The following is a 19,423-nucleotide window of genomic DNA, read 5'->3' as shown; positions in this document are numbered from 1 at the left end:
GTCATTCTAAGTTAGACAATTTCGCAATATATTGGCAAAAAAGAGTCCCGCCCCTGAGAACGGATTAAGCAAAGCACTGCTTTGCCCGTTCGCAAGGCGAGAGCTGTGCTCGAGTGAGGCTGATGCTAAAATCGCCCCAGACGTTGTTGCAAACCTAGTCAAGGTCTAGACATTAACGACGGTTTACGCCTAGTCTGAAACAATTTTAGCTATCAGCAGTGCTAATTTGCGAATGTTGCACACGCCCAAATTAGCTACGCCATTCACCACTACTCATCACATCCGCTAATGGATTAAGGCCCATCTGGTAGGCAAGATCAGCAGGACGTTCGATATTCCATAAGCTCAAATCTGCATCATTACCAACTTCGATACGTCCTTTATTATCTAAGCCTAGCGCTTTTGCTGCATGAGTAGTAATACCTGCGAGCGCCTGCTCAGGAGTCATACTAAATAAAGTACAGCCCATATTTAGTGTCATTAATAGTGAGGTTAATGGAGACGTACCAGGATTACAGTCGGTCGATAGCGCAATCGCTACGTTGTGTTTATATATCGCATCCATTGGCGGCAATTGGGTCTCTTTTAACGTATAGAACGCCCCTGGCAATAACACAGCGACTACATCATGCTCCGCCATTTTCTCTACATTTTTCTCTGATAAATATTCTAGATGGTCAGAGGATAGGCCGTTATAATCAGCGACCAAGCCACTGCCATCCATATCACTTAACTGCTCAGCATGAAGCTTAACAGGTAGACCAAGCTGTTTTGCGGTATTAAATACTTTGGCCATTTGTGCTTTGCTAAAGCCAATGTTTTCACAAAAGCCGTCAACCGCGTCAATTAAACCTTCATTATGCAAAATTGGCATCCACTCGCATACTGCATCGATGTACGCATCTGAGCCGTTTTCTTTGTCTTTATACTCAGTCGGTAGGGCATGGGCAGCAAGATAGGTGGTCTTAACTGTAAGGTTATAATCTTCGCCCAGTTGGCGAGCCACCTGTAGCATTTTGCGCTCAGTCTCTAAATCAAGACCGTAGCCTGATTTAATCTCGATGGTGGTCAGACCTTCAGCAAGTAGCGCTTGCAGGCGGCGTTCAGTTTGTGCGTATAACTCTTCAAAGCTGGCCTCACGTGTTGCTGTTACTGTGGAGATGATACCGCCGCCATTTTCAGCAATCTCTTTGTAGCTGATACCCTGCAAACGCGCTTCAAATTCATTGCTGCGGTTTCCGCCGTATACGAGGTGAGTGTGGCAATCAATTAAACCAGGTAATAACCACTGACGATTGGCATAAATGATTTTGTCATCAGCATCCTCTTGAGTGATAGCATGATGATAAGCTTGGCTATTTAAAGCACTTTGGCTATCACCAATCCAGCTAATTTTGCCATCAGTAATGGCAAGAGCGCCGTCTATGATTTGACCATAAGGGCTGTGCGGCTTTGATGACTTTGAAGGGTCAGAGTTTGCACCGGCTAACGCTCTATCAAAGCCGTATACTTCGGAGAAAGTAGCCATATTGGCATGCAAAATAAGAGTATCAAAATGTTCAGGAAAGTTATTATTGGTGTGGGATGTCATAGTAGACTCCGATTCTATAAATGAGTTTCTTAAGTCATGAATTATTAAATGAGTCGTGGTTAACTTATGGGCTGATTGTTTATTTAATGCTGTTGTAGTAAATGATGCTGAATCATTAACGCTAAAAAGCGGGCAGTAACTTTGCAACTGCGCTCATCTATATCATAGGTGGGGTTAATTTCAGCAACATCAGCCATTTTTACCTTACCACTGGCAAAAATTACCTCAAGACAACGTTCAGCAAAGTCGATGGAGATGCCTTTAGCTGCAGGCGCACTCACGCCAGGGACAATACTGGCAGGGAAGGCGTCCATATCCATCGTAATATATAGCACGTCTACTTGCGCAATAAATTGCTCTAACTGTTTTGCGACACAATCCCAACTACTGCGAGCGCATGAGTCATCACTAATAATCGTCACGCCAAGCTTATCGGCTCTGTCAAACAGAGCGGCGGTGTTAGAAAACTGACTGAGGCCAATAGCACAGTAATGAAACGGCTGATCATGTGCTTGATTGTGCTCAGCGATTTGACGAAACGGGGTGCCAGAAGTGCCTTTTTGAGCGTTACGGATGTCTAAATGCGCGTCAAAATTAATAATGCCAATCTTAGGCGCTTGAGTATTCGAGTCGTTTTGGGCAGTATTCTCGGGGCTATTTAACGCATTCCAAAGTCCCATATAACTGGCATAGGCAATGGCATGACCGCCGCCGATACCGATGGCTAGGCTGCCTCGATTGATAATACCAGTGACTTGCTCGCTGTATTTTGCTTGCGTCTGCTCTAACACGTCAGGCATTAAGCTGTCGTTGTCATAACAGGCAATATCACCGATGTCACTTAAAAACGTGTCATATTCTGCTTTATCAAATTTATCTTGCAGCGCCGGCGTGATAGGCAGCTTAGCAAAGGTTTGACGAATAGCAGGCGGCGCATATCTAGCACCAACACGTCCTAAATTACGACGCACGCCTTGATCACAGGCATAACCAACCAAGGTTACCTTTGAAGAGGGTTTATTATGCAGAGCATCTGATGAGTCAGTCTCTTCTGAGTTAAAAGCATCATGTGGCTGGATCAGCTGATACCAATACAATGCGCGCTCTGATTCATCAGGCTCAGCACGGCCCGTCCAAAGACTGGAGTCAAAAGGAATATGCTGAGCCCCAATGCAGGTTTTATCGCTTGATGATGATGGGGTTGACATAATAAACACTCTCAAAGATTATAAAGTTATATAAAAGGTTATGACATTACTGAGCGTTAACGTTGCAAAAACCAATCTGCTCGCAGCTCAGACCAATGCTGATTGAGTGCAGTAGACAATACCAACTGCTTGGCCGCTTCAATATCTGGTGCAAGATAGCGGTCTTTGTCATAAAAGGTCACTTTTTCACGTAACAGGCTATGCGCTTGTCTTAACAGCTTCGAGGTTTTTAGCCCTTTATGGAAATCAATCCCTTGGCCTGCCGCCAATAACTCGATACCAACAATGGTGGCAGTGTTTTGCGCCATATCATACAAACGGCGACCGGCAAAGGTGGCCATAGACACATGGTCTTCTTGGTTGGCAGACGTCGGGATGCTGTCAACGCTGGCAGGATGCGCCAGTGATTTGTTCTCTGAGGCTAGGGCAGCGGCGGTGACATGCGCAATCATAAAGCCAGAGTTCACCCCTGGATTTTCGACTAAGAAAGGCGGTAGACCACCATTTAAAGTAGCATCGATAAGCAGTGCCACACGGCGCTCAGACATAGAGCCAATTTCGGCGATAGCTAATGCCAACGTATCGGCAGCAAAGGCAACGGGCTCTGCATGGAAATTACCACCAGAGATAGCAACCGGTTCGTCTTCATTTCTAAAGATTAGTGGATTATCAGTGACGGCATTGGCTTCGATGAGTAGCGTATTGCCTGCTTGATTAATGATATCGAGACAAGCACCGATCACTTGAGGCTGACAACGGAGGCAATAAGGGTCTTGTACGCGGTCATCGTTCTCAGTGTGCGAGGCACGAATTTCACTGCCAGCAATTAAGCTACGGTGCGCTTTGGCAATTTGAATCTGACCATGATGGCCACGCACCTCATGAATACGCGCATCAAAAGGCGAGTCTGAACCACGAGCAGCGTCTACTGAAAGCGCACCAACTACTGTCGCTGTCGCAACTAAATCTCGGGCTAAAAAATAACCACGCAGCGTAAGCGCAGTTGACACTTGAGTGCCATTAATCAGCGCCAAACCTTCTTTAGCCGCGAGCGTTACCGGCTCAAGTCCGGCTTGTGCTAACGCCTCTTTGGCCTCAACTTCTTGGCCATTGACATAGCAGCTGCCTTGGCCGAGAAGGGTTAACGTCATGTGTGATAATGGCGCTAAATCACCTGATGCACCGACTGAGCCTTTGGCCGGAATATGCGGAATAATGTTGTTATTAATCAAACCGATTAAACCGTCTATCACGTCACGGCGTACGCCAGAAAATCCTTGAGCTAGGCTAGCAACTTTCATAACCATGATTAGGCGTACCACGCCGTCCCCTAAACGCTCACCGGTACCAACGGAATGGGATACGATGAGATTGTATTGCAATAAGCCTAGCTGATCATCACTGATACGGGTTTTGGCTAAAAGACCAAAGCCGGTATTGATGCCATAAGCGCTTTTGTCACGTGCAATAATTTCTTTGACACAGTCATGTGATGCATCGATGTCTTGATAAGCGCTATCGACAAGATTAACGTGTATTGGCGCATCATAGACTTGGCGCAGTTGTTCGAAAGTAAGCTTACGTGGGGTGAGGGTTAGTGATAAAGGCTGGGTCATTATTATTATTCCTATAACTATAAAATGTAAGATTAGCTGGTAAACGGTAAAACCGCTACAAGGCGAGCCTTATGGCGATATAACAGTTGACGAATATAATGGTGCGCTATTTAACAGACCTTACTTAATCATAGGTAGTTTTAGCCCATATTCCTTGGCTGTTTTTATAGCCAACTCATAGCCTGCATCGGCATGACGCATGACGCCAGTACCACAGTCATTGACTAATACGCGAGACAGACGTTTGGCTGCCGCATCGGTACCATCAGCAACGATAACCATGCCTGAATGTTGTGAATAGCCCATGCCAACACCGCCACCATGATGTAGTGATACCCAAGTTGCACCGCCTGCTACGTTTAGCATGCCATTTAATAATGCCCAATCTGATACCGCATCTGAGCCGTCTTTCATGCTCTCGGTTTCACGGTTCGGACTGGCAACAGAGCCGGTGTCTAAATGGTCACGACCAATAACGATTGGTCCTTTAAGCTCGCCATTTTTGACCATTTCGTTAAAGGCAAGACCTGCTTTATCACGTTCACCTAAGCCAAGCCAGCAAATACGTGCAGGCAAGCCTTGGAATTTAATACGCTCATTGGCCATATCTAACCAGCGATGTACGTGTTTATTTTCTGGGAATAGCTCTTTAATCTTCTGATCTGTTTTGTAGATGTCCTCTGGATCACCTGATAGCGCTACCCAGCGGAATGGCCCTTTACCTTCGCAGAATAGTGGACGGATATACGCAGGAACGAAGCCTGGGAAATCAAAGGCATTTTTGATACCTTCGTCATAAGCGACCTGACGGATGTTGTTACCGTAGTCTGTCGCTGGTACGCCCATTTTTTGGAATTCAAGCATGGCTTCAACATGAATGGCACATGAACGAGCCGCGTCTTTAGCTACTTTTTCAAATTTGCTAGGATCTTCTTGCGCCGCTCTCCATTCTTCTACAGTCCAGCCAATAGGCAGATAGCCATTGACCAAGTCATGAGCAGACGTTTGGTCCGTTACTAAGTCTGGCTTAATCTCGCCCGCTTTGGCACGTTTTACCATCTCTGGTAGGATTTCGGCAGCATTGCCTAATAGAGCAATCGATACCGCTTCACCAGCTTCAGTGTGCTTTTTAATCAGATCATAAGCTTCATCTAAGTCTTTGGCTTGTTTGTCAACGTAACCGGTACGTAGACGGAAATCGATGCTGCTTTGCTGACATTCGATGTTTAATGATACAGCACCTGCAAATGTTGCTGCTAATGGCTGCGCGCCGCCCATACCACCTAGACCTGCAGTTAAAATCCAGCGACCTTTCCAGTTGTCCGTGCTAGCAGTAGCATCCCCTTTACCATAATGTTGACGACCGGCTTCGGCAAAGGTTTCATACGTACCTTGGACAATGCCTTGGGTACCGATATAAATCCAGCTGCCCGCGGTCATTTGTCCGTACATCATTAAATCTTTACGATCAAGCTCGTTGAAGTGCTCCCACGTTGCCCATTTTGGCACAAGGTTTGAGTTAGCGATTAATACGCGAGGCGCATCTTCGTGCGTTTTGAATACGCCGACAGGCTTACCTGATTGAACCAATAAGGTTTCTGTGTCTTCTAATTCTTTTAAAGACTCTAAGATTTGATCGTAGCTTTCCCAGTTACGCGCTGCACGGCCAATACCACCATACACAACTAAGCTTTTTGGGTTTTCAGCCACATCAGGATGTAGGTTGTTTTGCAACATGCGAAAAGGTGCTTCGGTTAACCAGCTTTTACAAGTTAATGTTGTGCCAGTAGGTGACGCTATTTCGCGGCTCTCGTCTCGGCGAATAAATTTAGAATCAGTCATAAAATAGTCCTTTATATAAATTTAAGAAAAGAAAACAGGGATAATTATAGATATTTGTATAGACAAATTATCAAGAAAAAAATAAGGATGCAAGACTTTTTTAGCAAAAGTAGGCTTGAATGAATATTTGTTTGGTATTATTGGTTTAGACTTTCTAAATTAATATGACAGCCAGATGACAGATTATAAATTACTGCTATACTAACAGGCCCATCATGCTTTAAGCAGCAGGTAAGTATCAAGATAATCAGATAAGTAGCAAGATAATCAGGTAAGTAGCAAGATAATATTGTCTTAGCCGGCACTGCAAGCTGTCTGCATGGGTTTTAGTTAATGCTTACAAAGTATTAAGTGCCATTGTAATATGTACATATTTTTATATTTGTTAACTTAAATAATGAGCCTTATCTCATGTCAAAAAAGCCACAACAAGCCAAGCGCCCAAAACCTGCGTATCAACGTATCAAAGAAAGTATCTTAAAAAATATTCATTCTGGTAAGTGGCAGGCAGGTGAGGCGATTCCTACTGAGTATGCACTGGCGGATAGATTTTCTGTATCACGCATGACGGTTAATCGCGCCCTAAAGGAGCTGAGTGAAGAGCGGGTTTTAGAGCGCAGACAAGGGTCCGGCACTTTTGTGGCGCAGCAGCAATACAATCATACTGTTGTGGAGGTGCGTAATATTGCCGCAGATATTCGAGCCGCCGGTAAGCAATATGAAGCCAAAGTCGTCAATCAGCAGCGTCTGAGAGTCAGCGATATCAGCCCGCGTATTATATCAATGTTTACCGCGCCAATGCTTGATGAGAAAGGCGATAACACCACGTGGGATGAAGATGCCGAGCCAAGCAATCTACCGAACAACAAGCTATTACAGCGTAATAATGACGATCCTATCGATGAAGTAGAGATTGTACATATTGCAGATGGCAAACCGGTGCAATTTGAAGAGCGTTGGGTAGATGCATCATTGGTGCCTAACTTTATTGAGCAGAATTTTAGTGTGATAAATACCAGCGAGTATCTTATTGAACAAGCGCCGCTACAAGGGGGCAATTATACCATTCGGGCAGTCGCTGCACCCAAAAAAGTCGCTACTGCACTACAGATGGAAGCAGGGGAACCGGCATTGTTATTAAGTCGTCAGACCTATTCAGCCGGCCGTGTGGTTACCTTCGTGAATATGTGGCATGCTGGCAGTCGTTACCAATTCTCTGGTATTTTGTAGTCTTAACCTGCATCATCAAAGCTTGATTGGATTAGATGAAAGCTATTAATATCAGACTTAATTATGAATAGTAATTATTCATGATTAAGCCCTTTTAATGCATCTGACGCTTAAGAATTTATGACATAAATAGACTATGTCATATCAGAATAAACTTATGCCATAATATTATACAAAATTATATAATATTTATATGTATAGACTTGGCGGTTGTATATAATAGGGTGTTATACAACGGATATAAGAGATATAAATATGCCAAATAAAATAAAAGACACCACCAATATTGATGTGGGAGCATTAAAAGAATCAGCTTCTAAAGCGTCTGCGCTACTGAAGTCATTGTCGCACTCAGATCGTCTACTGCTATTGTGCCAGTTGGTAGAGTCTGAATCTTGTGTGCGTGATTTACAGCAGGCAACGGGTATTAGGCAGCCAAGCCTGTCGCAGCAGTTAGGCGTGCTACGTGAGAATGGTTTGGTGAATACTCGCCGTGAAGGTCGCCAGATTTTTTATAGTATTGCCAGTGATGATGCGCTGGCCGTGATGCAAGTTTTGTATCAGCGCTTTTGTACAAAATAGAGTTATCTTAAAGAGGTGACTTAAGTTTTTGAACCGGTTCAATAAATGAGAATAAATACCTGCGTCAACCTCAAATAAGTGGCGACGATTGAGAGCCTTATGTTTGGTATTGGCTGGGGCATTCTTGGGTTTTGTCTAGCGCCTGTGTTAGTGACTACATTTGCAGGCTACACCGAGTCGATGATATTTGTGGTGGCGATGCTGGCAGGATTTTGGTTACATGCCAAATTAATCAAAAACTAGACGTTAATCTCAAATCATACGGGGTAGGCAGGTTTGGTTTGAAGTGTACATAAAACAGAACTTTAATATGACCTTTGAAGCTCAGCTAATCATCAATTTGCTGTAAACCTGATTATCCCGTATAATACGACTCACTTTATCAACCCACGCCACGACACATCTGTGTATTTGGCCACAACCTACGGAGGAATCAGCATGTATTTGTTTCAAAAGACTGTGTTACAGATGACGCAAAACACAATGAGCGATGACCTCGGTACGGTTCATTTAAGCTTTAACTAAGCTTATTCTACCTCGATCATTTCTTTAGGCTAGCTACTGGCCATAATTTAATTTGCATTGTCTTAACTCATTGACCTTTGGTTAATGGGCTTTTTGCGTCTGTCATTTAACATAGTCAGCGAACTACTAAACGGTTACGGTGTTAACCTCGCTAAGCCTACATTTGTAGTACTTACGCTCGGTTGCCTTGTAACCATTTTAGACTTCTTTGACTATACAGTTTCAACTCACGACAACCTATAAATCAACAAAAATAAATACAAAGCGAGTCGTGCTCTTTTAAATCAATTTTTATTAACGAGCACATTCGACTAAACAGATGAAGGTAATAACAAAATGGGCATACAGCTAATTTTGAATGAAAACAGTAAAAAGGGCGTACCGGTTAAGGTGTATACCCAAGATATCGAGCAAGAGGCGATACAGCAATTACGTAATATGGCGCAGTTAGAGTTTGTGCACTCGCATATTGCGGTGATGCCAGATGTGCATGTGGGTAAAGGCGCGACAGTGGGCAGTGTGATTCCGACCAAGTCCGCCATTATTCCTGCGGCAGTCGGTGTCGATATCGGCTGTGGTATGAACGCAGTGCGTACATCGCTAACGGCCAGCGACTTGCCAGACAGTCTAAGCGCGGTGCGCTCAGCAATCGAAAAGCAAGTGCCGGTTGGCTTTAATATGCACAACCAAATCACGGCCAAAGCCTCAACCCTTGATCCATTGGGTAAACGCTTAAAGCCAATTACCGATAAGCATCCAGGCCTTTTAAAGATGCTCAAAGGTTTTGAGCGTACCTGGGCTAAGCAGCTGGGTACGCTTGGCGGTGGTAACCACTTCATCGAGATTTGTATTGATGAAAATAACGATGTGTGGGTGATGCTGCACTCGGGTAGCCGAGGTATTGGTAATTGTATCGGCCGCTATTTTATTAATTTGGCCAAAAAAGAACATCAATCGCGCTTTGGTCATGTGCCCGATAAAGACTTGTCCTATTTTGCTGAAGGCTCAAGTAGCTTTGATGACTATGTGGAAGCGGTGCAGTGGGCGCAGGATTATGCGGTGCAAAACCGGAAAGAGATGATGCGTTTGGTATTAAATGCAATGCAGTCTAAGCAGGCAGGATTACCACATTTTACTCTGACCAAAGAGGCCATTAACTGTCACCACAACTATGTGGAAGAAGAAACACACTTTGGCGAAAACGTCTATGTCACTCGCAAAGGTGCTATCAGTGCTTATGAGGGCGAACTGGGTATTATTCCAGGTTCGATGGGTGCTAAGTCCTTTATCGTGCGTGGTCTTGGTAATGAAGAGTCCTTTTGCTCATGCTCACATGGGGCAGGGCGCAAGATGAGTCGAACCAAAGCATCTAAAACCTTTACCGTTGATGAGCTCAAAGCACAAACCGCAGGCGTTGAGTGTAAAAAAGACAAAAGCGTACTTGATGAAATCCCTGGTGCGTACAAAGACATCGATGAGGTAATGGACAATCAAAAAGATTTGGTTGAAGTGGTGCATACCTTAAAACAGGTGCTTTGCGTGAAGGGTTAGTTTTATACGCCATTTAATTCTGCTGTAGTATCAATCTCACTTGAAGTACTAGACGTAGATCGACACTTGATTTACCCATAGCAGAATTAAATCGAAATACGCTTAAGTATTTAAGAATGAATTACTAATTTAAGGAGAATAAAAATGTTATTAATTAAAAAACCAAACATTGAATCAAATATAAAACTAAGAAATTTAGGACAAAACTATGAGCTTAAAACAAACTCTAAAACTGGCTAAGCAGTTAGAAAATCAAACCAAAAAGGGTGATGCTAGCCTTAATAATACAGCGAACCTAAGCGCCCTAAAAGACGCAACCAAACCACGTAATCATGTTGCTTTTAATCCGCTGCTAAAGAAGGGCGGCATCCATGAAAAAGACAATATCGAAGCGGTGCGTAAGAAAAAGCGCCGTGAGACCAAGCAAAGTTTGCGTCAAAAGGATTGGTTGTCTGAAATTTAAATGGTTTGATGTAGTTTATTTATTCAAGCAAATAAAAAGCCCATTCTATGACAATAGGATTGGCTTTTTATGATGCTAAATATGATTTTAAAATGTGTTTACGAAAACTAGTGTATATTTATTTTCTATAACATTCTTCTCAATAAAATATAGGTCAGCATCATTCAACTAATTTTTTAGACGTTAGGTTATTAAATGCAAAAACTAGTCCTTAAGACTATATTAGCCATTAGTATGGTTATTACAATAATTAGTTCACCTACCAGCTTAGCTAATGACGGTGCTTACTATATGTCTGGTAATCAGCTTGTACCGATGCATACTACCCAAATTGATGTCAAAAAAGAAATCTTAAATATCCGCCGTGAGGGTGAGGATATTGTGGTTGATGTACATTATGAGATGCTGAATAAAGGCAAACCTGTCTCGTTGCTGGTTGGCTTTGAGGCCTTACCTCCTGTTGGTGATGCAAACACAATGCCAGTCAATGGTGGACACCCCTATATGAAAGGCTTTACTGCCAAAGTAAATGGGCAGTCGGTACAGTATGATATTGCTCTTGTAGACACCGATGAACATTGGGAAATGGATGCAGAGGGCTATCGTACATTAAATTTAAACAAAGCCAAGTCACCTTTTTATTTCCTAAATGGGCGTATTAAACATGAAAAAGAATCTACGCAAGAAGCGCGTTATGCTGAGCAGACATGGATTAATGAGTTATACGTTTATCACTTTTCGGCTAATTTTAAATCGGGAAAAAATACCATTGACCACAGTTATCGTTTTGAAGCATCGGGTAGTGTGGATAATAGGTATGCCTTTGACTATGTATTAACCGCTATTAATCGTTGGGGTGATAGTGTTATTGACGAGTTTGAATTAACCATTGATATGGGTGATTTAATTGAATTTAACATACCAAATAGTTTCTTTGATAGTAGCAATGATTGGCAGATTAACGGCGTAGGGAGCAAATATCCGACTACCAGTCTTACTCATAACTCTTATTATGCTGACGAAAGCAAACCTAGCACCACGTTTGCGATGCGAGAGGGTAACGTTGTCTTTAAGAAAAAAAACTTTAAACCACAAGGTGAGTTGTATCTGTATTCACCACAAATAGGAAGCTATCAGCCACCTTTTAATGCAAATACTCATGATTTATCATTGAATTACTTAGCAATAAATCATGTTAGAGAAGAAGATAAGCTAGACGATTTTTCTTTAAAAGTATTGCGTAACTATCCTTTTGCCCGTCGTGGGTATGTATTTAGTAATCCAAAGTTGCAAGCATACTATGACCGTCAACCTTGGTATATTGAAGACCTAAATTACAAAGCAGATTTTACTAAATTAGATAAGTTTGAGCGAGAATATATACAAGAGTTAGATAGTTATAAAAATAAAATCGTATTGGAAAATAATGAACATACTGATTCAATCTCAAAATAACTTCTTAAACCAATATTTATCATCGTTAACCAATGCCAAAAAAAAGCATGCCAAATTTAGATAATATTGCTGCTGAGCATTTGTGTGCTGATGAGTTTAATGCCAATGAGCCCTTAACTGAAGTTGGTTCGCTTTAATAAGCTCTATCCCTTATGAGACGTATCCCTACAAATGTTATTTGAATGTAGCTAACGGTTTAAAAAGTGTGATTTAGTCCCATTAGCAATTAGTATTATTCGGCTATTATTTAAAAAGTTATGTAATCAGTTCTTTCCTCAGGTAGTATCCCCACTTTGGTATTGTCACTAAGGAGCCTCATGAGTCTATTTTTTGAAAAACTCGTCAATCCATTTCCCAAAATTGATAACCAAACCCCGCCAAATACCTTGTGGGGCTTTATTCGTTATCATAACCAAGGTTATGGTTGGGTATTTCTCGCATTGGGCATCTTAGAGGCGCTATCGGCAGTGAGTGAAATCGCTATTTATGCTTTTATGGGGCAGTTGGTTGATTTACTCAGCGAACATGACAAAGCGACCTTTTTGCAAAGTGAGATGCCAACCTTATTGGGTTATTCAGCGTTGCTTCTGATTGCGATGCCGTTAATTAACTATCTGCGTACATCACTTAGAAGTCGTACCTTAAATGGTAACCTACCGATGAGTGTGCGTTGGCGTTCACACCGTTATTTACTCAATCAAGGCATGTCATTTTTCCAAGATGAGTTTGCAGGGCGAGCAGCGACCAAGGTGATGCAAAGCAGTATGGCTGTGCGTGAAGTCACCTTAATCACGGTCTCGGTAATGGTATACGTACTGGTTTATTTCGGCAGTATGCTCTATGTATTGACCAATTTAAACACTTGGTTTTTAGTGCCGATGTTGGTTTGGCTTTGTCTTTATACTGCGCTGCAATTCTACTTTAATCCGAAAGTGCGTCAGTATTCGCAGGCCCAATCTGATGCGCGCTCGACTATGACTGGCCGTATTGTCGATGCCTATACCAACATCAATACAGTCAAGCTATTTGCGCATACCGAAAGCGAGGCGGAATATGCGCGCGACAGTATGGATACATATTTACAGACGGTTTATAAGCAAATGGGCACGTTATCAACCTTGATGATAACCATGACCATTTTGAACTATGTTCTTATCTTTGCGACCAGTGCACTGAGTATCTATTTGTGGCTTAATGACTTGGTTGGTCTTGGCGCGATTGCGGTTGCGGTATCGATGGCATTAAGACTACTCGGCATGTCACGTTGGGTGATGTTTGAGCTAACCGATTTATTTGAAAGCTTAGGTACGGTTCGTGATGGTATGAGCTTGTTGACTAAACCATTGACGCTAACTGATAAAGAAGGCGCTCAGCCGATAGCGGTTCAAGGTGCGCAGGTTGACTTCAATAACGTGAGATTTAGCTATCACAGAGCCGGTATTAATGATGGCAATAGTGAGGATGACAAAGCGTTAAGTATCTTTAATGATTTAAACTTACATATCAAACCGGGTGAGCGTATTGGCTTAGTCGGCCGTTCGGGTGCAGGCAAATCAACCTTGGTTAATTTGCTACTCAGATTTTATGATGTGCAAGGCGGTAGCATATGTATCGATGGGCAGGATATCAGCAAAGTAGAGCAAGAAAGCTTGCGTGAGCACATTGCTATGGTCACCCAAGATACGTCATTATTGCACCGCACCGTGCGCGAAAACATCATATATGGTAAGCCTGATGCCACAGAAGAAGAGCTACAGCGTGCGATTAAACAAGCCAATGCCGATGAGTTTATTGATTCATTGGTTGATTTAAAAGGTAACAAAGGGCTTGATGCACAAGTCGGTGAGCGTGGGGTCAAATTATCAGGCGGTCAACGTCAGCGTATTGCCATTGCGCGTGTGCTATTAAAAGATGCACCGATTTTAATCTTAGATGAGGCAACTTCAGCACTTGATAGTGAAGTCGAAGCAGCCATTCAAGAAAGTTTGGGTAGCTTAATGCAAGATAAAACAGTGATTGCCATTGCGCATAGACTTTCAACCATTGCGTCGATGGATAGACTGGTAGTCATGGATCAAGGTCGTATTATTGAGCAAGGTACACACCAAGAGTTGCTTGCGAAAAAGGGTGTCTATGCTGGCCTGTGGGAGCGTCAGACTGGTGGTTTTTTAACGGATGAATAGGTTAATTAAATCGCTATTCACTTTAAAGCGTGTTATCGGGATTGGCAATCTGATTTAACTTGTCATCCGGCAGCATCATAAAGGTCTTAATTCGCTGAGCCAGTTGCATCTCAACGCGCGTATATTCCTCATGCTCAGATTCGCTGTTTGCAGCTTCTAAAGATGGATCAGGGAAGTGCCAGTGCGCAGTGATGGTGTCACGTGCTAAATCATCCCAGATGTTGAGTTTGGCTTCTTCAGCACTGTCTGCGCATAAGGTAAAGACAAAGTCTAAATGCGGGGCATCTTCTTCTAAAAAGACGCTATAGTGCTTGGGGTATAAACCCTCGGTATTAAATCCATTGTCTTTAAGTATTTGCATGGCAACAGGGTTGGCTTCATCTAGAGGCTTAATACCGGCACTATAAACTTCAAAGCGGCCATGACCTAATTTCTTTAACATGGCTTCTGCCATAAGACTGCGGCCTACATTTTCTTTGCATAAGAAGAGGACGGTATAAGGGGTGGTGTTAGGCACAAGCAACTCCATTATTGATCTAACATTCAAATATAAGCGCTAGTATAATAGATTCCTATTGCCAATCATATTACAATCCTGCTATAACCTCTTATACCCATTCATTATTTAAGGAGAGCGCATGCCAAGCATTAATCAGTATTTCGATAACAAAGTCACCTCAATTGCTTTTCAAACGGCGACCAAGCCTGCCACAGTCGGTGTGATGGAAATTGGTGAATATGAATTTGCCACCAGCGAATTTGAAACCATGAATGTGGTTAGCGGTGCATTAACTGTTAAGCTGCCAGACTCAGATGAGTTTGTTACCTATGATGCCGGCCAAAGCTTTACCATTGAAGCGGATCAGAAGTTTCAGGTAAAAGTGGATGTTGAAACCGCTTATCTGTGTACTTATGGCAAATAGCAATTAACCGTCATAACGATGGCTAATGGCTACTGGGACGCGATTGAGATGATTTATCCTAATCGCTTTTTTATTAAGTTATTCAATGACATAAAAACAGATCAGCTTATCGGCTGTGTTGCAACTGTATTTAAAATACGCTATTAATAGCAAGGCTTATCTAACACTCATTTATAAGGAAATAGTATGCAAATAGAATCACAAACATTTATCGTAACCGGTGGCGCTTCAGGTTTGGGCGAGGCAACCACGCGCGAGTTATTTAAGCGCGGCGCCAATATCGTTATCGCTGATTTGAATGAAGAGGCCGGCCAAGCACTGGCAAGTGAATTGGGTGATAACGTTCGCTTTGTACGCTGTGACGTGACCAGTGGTGAGCAAGTTCAAGCTGCTGTTGATACAGCAGAAAAGGAGTTTGGCGGATTATCAGGTAGTATCAACTGTGCCGGTATTGCTATTGTGCAAAAATTACTGGACCGTGATAACAATCCGGCGGACTTGGATAAATTTAGCAAAGGCATTGAGGTCAATTTAGTCGGCAGCTTTAATGTAGCTCGCTTGGTTGCTGCAAGTATCGCCAAACGTGTCACTGCTAATGGCGGTCCGGATAATAAAGATCAAGGCATTATTATCAATACTGCCTCTATTGCTGCCTTTGATGGCCAAGTTGGGCAGGGCAGTTATGGTTCATCAAAAGCGGGTGTGGTTGGTCTAATGCTGCCGCTTGCACGCGAGCTGACACGTCATGGTATTCGTGTCATGACCATTGCTCCGGGTATCTTTGAGACACCTATGATGGCCGGTTTACCTGAAAAAGCGCAGGAGCAGCTCAAAGCTAGCGTCCCTTATCCAAAACGTTTGGGGCAGCCTGCAGAATTTGCAAATCTGGCCGCGCATATCATTGAGAATGCCTATTTAAATGCTGACGTCATTCGTTTGGATGGTGCAATTCGTATGACCTAATAGGCGCGTAAAACATTAGCCTATAGATAAAGCAATAAAGACAAAGCGGTGTCCTTAATCGGATGTCGCTTTTTTTGGTTTAAGTGCTTTAAAATTTTAAAGGCACTCATCTATTTACACTGAGTAACAGATTCACTGCTGCCGGCTACTGTTTAAACAAGCCGAAGCTATTTAGAATGAAGCCATCCACATATTAAATCTAAACCATCGATTCTTATTAAAAACAACAGCAATAATAACAACGCTAGGAGCGACGCATGCCAACCACCCAAACCTCAAGCGGCTTAACCCAGTCTAAGCAACATGATTTGCGTCATGATTATGAGGCCTTAGCAAAGCAGGCATCTTTACGCTATGTGAGCGACGAACAGCCTGGCTATACCCGCAGGCGTTGGGGTAAGGGCTTTACCTACAAAGACTCGTTGGGCAATACGGTCAAGGATAAGGCGTTACGTAGCCGCTTTGATGCGTTGGCGATTCCGCCAATGTGGTCTGAGGTTTGGATATGTGAGTACGACGATGGGCATTTACAGTGTACCGGCCGTGATGAAAAAGGGCGTAAGCAGTATTTGTATCATGAGCAGTGGAATAAAGTGCGTGATGAGGCAAAGTTTGATGCGGTGATTGGATTTGGTGAGGTATTACCTAAATTGCGTGCTCAAATTGAGCATGACCTTGATGAACCAGAGTTAAGCCGTGCCAATGTGCTTGCGGCGGTGGTCAAATTATTAGAGACAACGCTGATTCGTATTGGTAATGACCGTTATGCTAAGCAAAACAAAAGCTATGGCTTAAGCACGCTGCGCAGCCGTCATATTAGTGAAACAGAAGAAGGCTTGGCCTTTGATTTTGTTGGTAAAAGCGCTAAAGAGCATCATATTGAACTGCAAGATGAGCGCCTGATTGAGATTGTTCAAGCCTGTTCTGACCTACCCGGTTATCGTATTTTTAAATACATGGATCAAGCCGGCGATAAACAAGTGGTGGAAAGCCAAGATATCAATGAATATTTGCGCACCCACACGGGCCACGAGTACAGTGCCAAAGACTTTAGAACTTGGATGGCCTCCGTACTCGCTGCCGCTTACTTATATGAGCATGCTGATGAGGCAGTGTTGGCAAGTGAACCGGACAGTAAGCTGCGACAGCAATTGGTGGTGGATATGGTGAAGGATGTGGCAGAACATTTAGGCAATACGCCCAGTGTATCACGTGCGTCTTATATTCATCCCAGAATTATTGAGCAATTTTTAAAGGGCAATTTTATAGAGCAATATAAACAGGGGCGACGTGGCCGTAGCAAACAGCACCAGTCGCTAGATGAAAAAGCAGTGTTGGCATTTTTAAGCGCAAGCAAGTAAGCTACTCATCAGAGATAATTTGTCTTATTTTTGATGCTTAATTTGTTAGTCTTTATGTACAATTTCATCAGTCACTGAGCTGGATGTTAATGACCATGGCCCCCTTAGTCTTTGTAGCCGCTGCATCCAATACTAGCGATGCTTTTAATATGCGCATGGCGCAGCTGAGTGCGTGGCTGCAATCTGTGTCGGCTATGGATTGGGCATGGGTTGGGGTGGTCATTCACCTGCTGTTAACCCTGTTTATGATTGTACGTATCTTATCCACGCAGCGGAATACAGGTATTGCTATTGCTTGGCTAGTTCTATTATTTGCCATCCCTTTTATCAGTATTATCGCCTATCTGTTGGTGGGTGAGCCGTATTTGGGAAAAAGCTACAAATCACGCAACTTACAAGCCCAGTCTATGCTAAACGATTTAGCCAAGCGAGAAGATATCCAGTTGGCAAAAGTGGATGATATGCTGCCTGAACCGTATCGCGGTGTCAGCCGTATTGGTACCTTTGATACCGGCTTTGGGGTATATGATAAGCATACGATGCGGCTGTTAACCTCCGCTGATAGCACCTTTGATACGCTTATTGACGATATTAATAATGCGTCGACCATCATTTTGATAGAGTTTTATATCATCTATCCTAAGGGTCGTGTACAGGAGGTGTTTCAAGCGCTTATTGATGCTGCGGGCAGAGGGGTAGAGTGTCAGATATTAGCCGATAGTGTGGGCAGCTTTAGCTTCTTTACGGACGATTGGCATGAGCGCTTAACGCAGGCAGGCGTGACGATTCATCAGTCGCTGCCAGTGGGTTTGTTCAAAACCTTGTTTAAACGCACTGATTTGCGTAATCACCGTAAAATTGTGGTGATTGATGATGATATTGGTTATACCGGCAGTTTTAATTTGGTTGATCCACAGTTCTTTAAGCAAGACAAGGCGGTAGGTGAATGGATTGACCTTATCATGCGTATCCAAAGCGAGAAAATGGTCAGTGTGGTGACGGCACTTGCAGCAGTGAATGTGACGGATATTGGTGCAGAAAACCCGCGCAATCTTAAAGAGCTTGGCCAGCGTATTGAAGACAACATCAATATGTATACTCGTAAGTTGTACCGCCCTAAGCCTGCGATTAATGATGTCAATGACAAGGCCAGTAGTTATCTAGCGCGGCAAATATCCTCGTTTAATATGAATGATGAGTACGGGCATAGGGTTGAGCCGATTGATACGCCTTATGCCAGTTATGCTCACGATGAAGCGGACTATATGCATCCGATTATGGATTTGCCGGTCGTCGATAACGTGATGGCGCAGCTTATTCCTTCAGCACCGCGTATTACCGAACACGTGATTTATAATACGTTGCTGACCGTGTTTCATCGTGCCAATCACCGTATTCAGATTACCACACCGTATTTTGTGCCAGATGAGGCATTATTAGCGGCATTAACCACCGCGGCCAAACGCGGGGTTGAGGTGACCATTATTCTACCCAAAAAAGTGGACTCCTTTTTTGTGCAGCATGCCTCACAGGCGTCCTATGCTATTTTGATGGAAGCAGGGGTGAATATCGCTTTGTTCAAAAGCGGTTTGCTGCATGCCAAAACGGTGGTTATTGATGACGACTATTGTCTGTTTGGCACGGTTAATATGGATATGCGCAGTTTTTATCTCAATATGGAGATTAGTCTAGCGCTGTATACCCCAGAAATCGTGGCGCAAGTGCTGGCATGTCAGCAGGCTTATCTCACTCAGTGTGAGCGATTGGATTTAGAAAAATGGCGTCAGCGCCCCAGCTATAAATCCTTATTTGATTCGGGTATTCGCCTATTTAGTCCGTTGCTTTAACTGACAATTATCATCATTCAAATCTCATATCTGCTCGAATACGTTGCTAATTATGCTATAAACCGGTAGAGAAACTATTTTAA

The 19,423-nt window shown here is 43.1% G+C and carries 16 protein-coding genes; 11 read left to right on the top strand and 5 right to left on the bottom strand.

The window, feature by feature from the left end; genetic code table 11:
* Nucleotides 1-250 precede the first annotated feature (250 nt).
* From hutI to hutU, 4 genes are all read right to left on the bottom strand, one after another.
* A complete protein-coding gene (gene hutI, locus AC2SLM_RS10650; protein WP_486553781.1) occupies nucleotides 251-1,591 on the bottom strand; it encodes an imidazolonepropionase in 1,341 nt (446 codons plus the stop codon).
* A gap of 83 nt (nucleotides 1,592-1,674) precedes the next feature.
* On the bottom strand, nucleotides 1,675-2,799 hold the full coding sequence (hutG, locus tag AC2SLM_RS10645) for a formimidoylglutamase (RefSeq protein ID WP_486553779.1): 1,125 nt from the start codon (nucleotides 2,797-2,799) through the stop codon (nucleotides 1,675-1,677).
* A gap of 56 nt (nucleotides 2,800-2,855) precedes the next feature.
* Nucleotides 2,856-4,415, bottom strand: a complete 1,560-nt coding sequence (hutH, locus tag AC2SLM_RS10640) for a histidine ammonia-lyase (protein ID WP_486553777.1) — start codon at nucleotides 4,413-4,415, stop codon at nucleotides 2,856-2,858.
* A 120-nt stretch (nucleotides 4,416-4,535) separates the two neighbouring features.
* Nucleotides 4,536-6,257: a urocanate hydratase gene (gene hutU, locus AC2SLM_RS10635; protein ID WP_486553775.1), complete on the bottom strand. Its 1,722-nt coding sequence runs from the start codon at nucleotides 6,255-6,257 to the stop codon at nucleotides 4,536-4,538.
* Between the two features lie 411 nt (nucleotides 6,258-6,668).
* Between hutU and AC2SLM_RS10630 the strand changes: the two genes are divergently transcribed.
* The 7 genes from AC2SLM_RS10630 to AC2SLM_RS10600 all read left to right on the top strand — a co-directional run bounded on the left by AC2SLM_RS10630 (nucleotide 6,669) and on the right by AC2SLM_RS10600 (nucleotide 14,246).
* Complete coding sequence (locus tag AC2SLM_RS10630) at nucleotides 6,669-7,487, top strand: UTRA domain-containing protein (protein ID WP_486540859.1); 819 nt, start codon at nucleotides 6,669-6,671, stop codon at nucleotides 7,485-7,487.
* A gap of 255 nt (nucleotides 7,488-7,742) precedes the next feature.
* Nucleotides 7,743-8,069, top strand: coding sequence for a metalloregulator ArsR/SmtB family transcription factor (locus AC2SLM_RS10625; RefSeq protein WP_486540857.1), 327 nt, complete (start codon nucleotides 7,743-7,745; stop codon nucleotides 8,067-8,069).
* Nucleotides 8,070-8,168: 99 nt separating this feature from the next.
* Complete coding sequence (locus tag AC2SLM_RS10620; protein ID WP_486540855.1) at nucleotides 8,169-8,312, top strand: DUF6691 family protein; 144 nt, start codon at nucleotides 8,169-8,171, stop codon at nucleotides 8,310-8,312.
* A 618-nt stretch (nucleotides 8,313-8,930) separates the two neighbouring features.
* Nucleotides 8,931-10,145 (top strand): RtcB family protein, encoded by a 1,215-nt coding sequence (locus AC2SLM_RS10615; RefSeq protein WP_486553773.1) that lies wholly within the window; start codon nucleotides 8,931-8,933, stop codon nucleotides 10,143-10,145.
* 208 nt (nucleotides 10,146-10,353) lie between these two features.
* Nucleotides 10,354-10,608 (top strand): hypothetical protein, encoded by a 255-nt coding sequence (locus AC2SLM_RS10610; protein WP_486553771.1) that lies wholly within the window; start codon nucleotides 10,354-10,356, stop codon nucleotides 10,606-10,608.
* A gap of 195 nt (nucleotides 10,609-10,803) precedes the next feature.
* On the top strand, nucleotides 10,804-12,063 hold the full coding sequence (locus tag AC2SLM_RS10605; protein ID WP_486553769.1) for a YARHG domain-containing protein: 1,260 nt from the start codon (nucleotides 10,804-10,806) through the stop codon (nucleotides 12,061-12,063).
* Nucleotides 12,064-12,380: 317 nt separating this feature from the next.
* Nucleotides 12,381-14,246: an ABC transporter ATP-binding protein gene (locus tag AC2SLM_RS10600; RefSeq protein ID WP_486540845.1), complete on the top strand. Its 1,866-nt coding sequence runs from the start codon at nucleotides 12,381-12,383 to the stop codon at nucleotides 14,244-14,246.
* A 22-nt stretch (nucleotides 14,247-14,268) separates the two neighbouring features.
* On the opposite strand, the gene AC2SLM_RS10595 is transcribed toward AC2SLM_RS10600, so the two are convergent.
* Complete coding sequence (locus AC2SLM_RS10595; RefSeq protein ID WP_486540843.1) at nucleotides 14,269-14,763, bottom strand: arsenate reductase ArsC; 495 nt, start codon at nucleotides 14,761-14,763, stop codon at nucleotides 14,269-14,271.
* 121 nt (nucleotides 14,764-14,884) lie between these two features.
* On the opposite strand from AC2SLM_RS10595, the gene ppnP reads away from it, so the two are divergent.
* The 4 genes from ppnP to AC2SLM_RS10575 all read left to right on the top strand — a co-directional run bounded on the left by ppnP (nucleotide 14,885) and on the right by AC2SLM_RS10575 (nucleotide 19,340).
* Complete coding sequence (gene ppnP / locus AC2SLM_RS10590; RefSeq protein ID WP_486553767.1) at nucleotides 14,885-15,169, top strand: pyrimidine/purine nucleoside phosphorylase; 285 nt, start codon at nucleotides 14,885-14,887, stop codon at nucleotides 15,167-15,169.
* A gap of 186 nt (nucleotides 15,170-15,355) precedes the next feature.
* On the top strand, nucleotides 15,356-16,132 hold the full coding sequence (locus tag AC2SLM_RS10585) for an SDR family NAD(P)-dependent oxidoreductase (RefSeq protein WP_486553765.1): 777 nt from the start codon (nucleotides 15,356-15,358) through the stop codon (nucleotides 16,130-16,132).
* Nucleotides 16,133-16,389: 257 nt separating this feature from the next.
* Nucleotides 16,390-17,493, top strand: coding sequence for a DNA topoisomerase IB (locus AC2SLM_RS10580; protein WP_486553763.1), 1,104 nt, complete (start codon nucleotides 16,390-16,392; stop codon nucleotides 17,491-17,493).
* A gap of 95 nt (nucleotides 17,494-17,588) precedes the next feature.
* Nucleotides 17,589-19,340, top strand: a complete 1,752-nt coding sequence (locus AC2SLM_RS10575; RefSeq protein WP_486553783.1) for a cardiolipin synthase — start codon at nucleotides 17,589-17,591, stop codon at nucleotides 19,338-19,340.
* Nucleotides 19,341-19,423 lie beyond the last annotated feature (83 nt).

The sequence above is a fragment of the Psychrobacter sp. CX16 genome, assembly GCF_057396245.1.
The sequence above is the reverse complement of the archived record's forward strand: the minus strand, read 5'-3'. Positions and strand labels throughout refer to the sequence as shown.

Bases quoted from the DNA above. Each gene is read 5' to 3' on its own strand.
- hutI (WP_486553781.1), bottom strand. From the start codon at position 1,591: ATGACATCCCACACCAATAATAACTTTCCTGAACATTTTGATACTCTT.
- hutG (WP_486553779.1), bottom strand. From the start codon at position 2,799: ATGTCAACCCCATCATCATCAAGCGATAAAACCTGCATTGGGGCTCAG.
- hutH (WP_486553777.1), bottom strand. From the start codon at position 4,415: ATGACCCAGCCTTTATCACTAACCCTCACCCCACGTAAGCTTACTTTC.
- hutU (WP_486553775.1), bottom strand. From the start codon at position 6,257: ATGACTGATTCTAAATTTATTCGCCGAGACGAGAGCCGCGAAATAGCG.
- AC2SLM_RS10630 (WP_486540859.1), top strand. From the start codon at position 6,669: ATGTCAAAAAAGCCACAACAAGCCAAGCGCCCAAAACCTGCGTATCAA.
- AC2SLM_RS10625 (WP_486540857.1), top strand. From the start codon at position 7,743: ATGCCAAATAAAATAAAAGACACCACCAATATTGATGTGGGAGCATTA.
- AC2SLM_RS10620 (WP_486540855.1), top strand. From the start codon at position 8,169: ATGTTTGGTATTGGCTGGGGCATTCTTGGGTTTTGTCTAGCGCCTGTG.
- AC2SLM_RS10615 (WP_486553773.1), top strand. From the start codon at position 8,931: ATGGGCATACAGCTAATTTTGAATGAAAACAGTAAAAAGGGCGTACCG.
- AC2SLM_RS10610 (WP_486553771.1), top strand. From the start codon at position 10,354: ATGAGCTTAAAACAAACTCTAAAACTGGCTAAGCAGTTAGAAAATCAA.
- AC2SLM_RS10605 (WP_486553769.1), top strand. From the start codon at position 10,804: ATGCAAAAACTAGTCCTTAAGACTATATTAGCCATTAGTATGGTTATT.
- AC2SLM_RS10600 (WP_486540845.1), top strand. From the start codon at position 12,381: ATGAGTCTATTTTTTGAAAAACTCGTCAATCCATTTCCCAAAATTGAT.
- ppnP (WP_486553767.1), top strand. From the start codon at position 14,885: ATGCCAAGCATTAATCAGTATTTCGATAACAAAGTCACCTCAATTGCT.
- AC2SLM_RS10585 (WP_486553765.1), top strand. From the start codon at position 15,356: ATGCAAATAGAATCACAAACATTTATCGTAACCGGTGGCGCTTCAGGT.
- AC2SLM_RS10580 (WP_486553763.1), top strand. From the start codon at position 16,390: ATGCCAACCACCCAAACCTCAAGCGGCTTAACCCAGTCTAAGCAACAT.
- AC2SLM_RS10575 (WP_486553783.1), top strand. From the start codon at position 17,589: ATGGCCCCCTTAGTCTTTGTAGCCGCTGCATCCAATACTAGCGATGCT.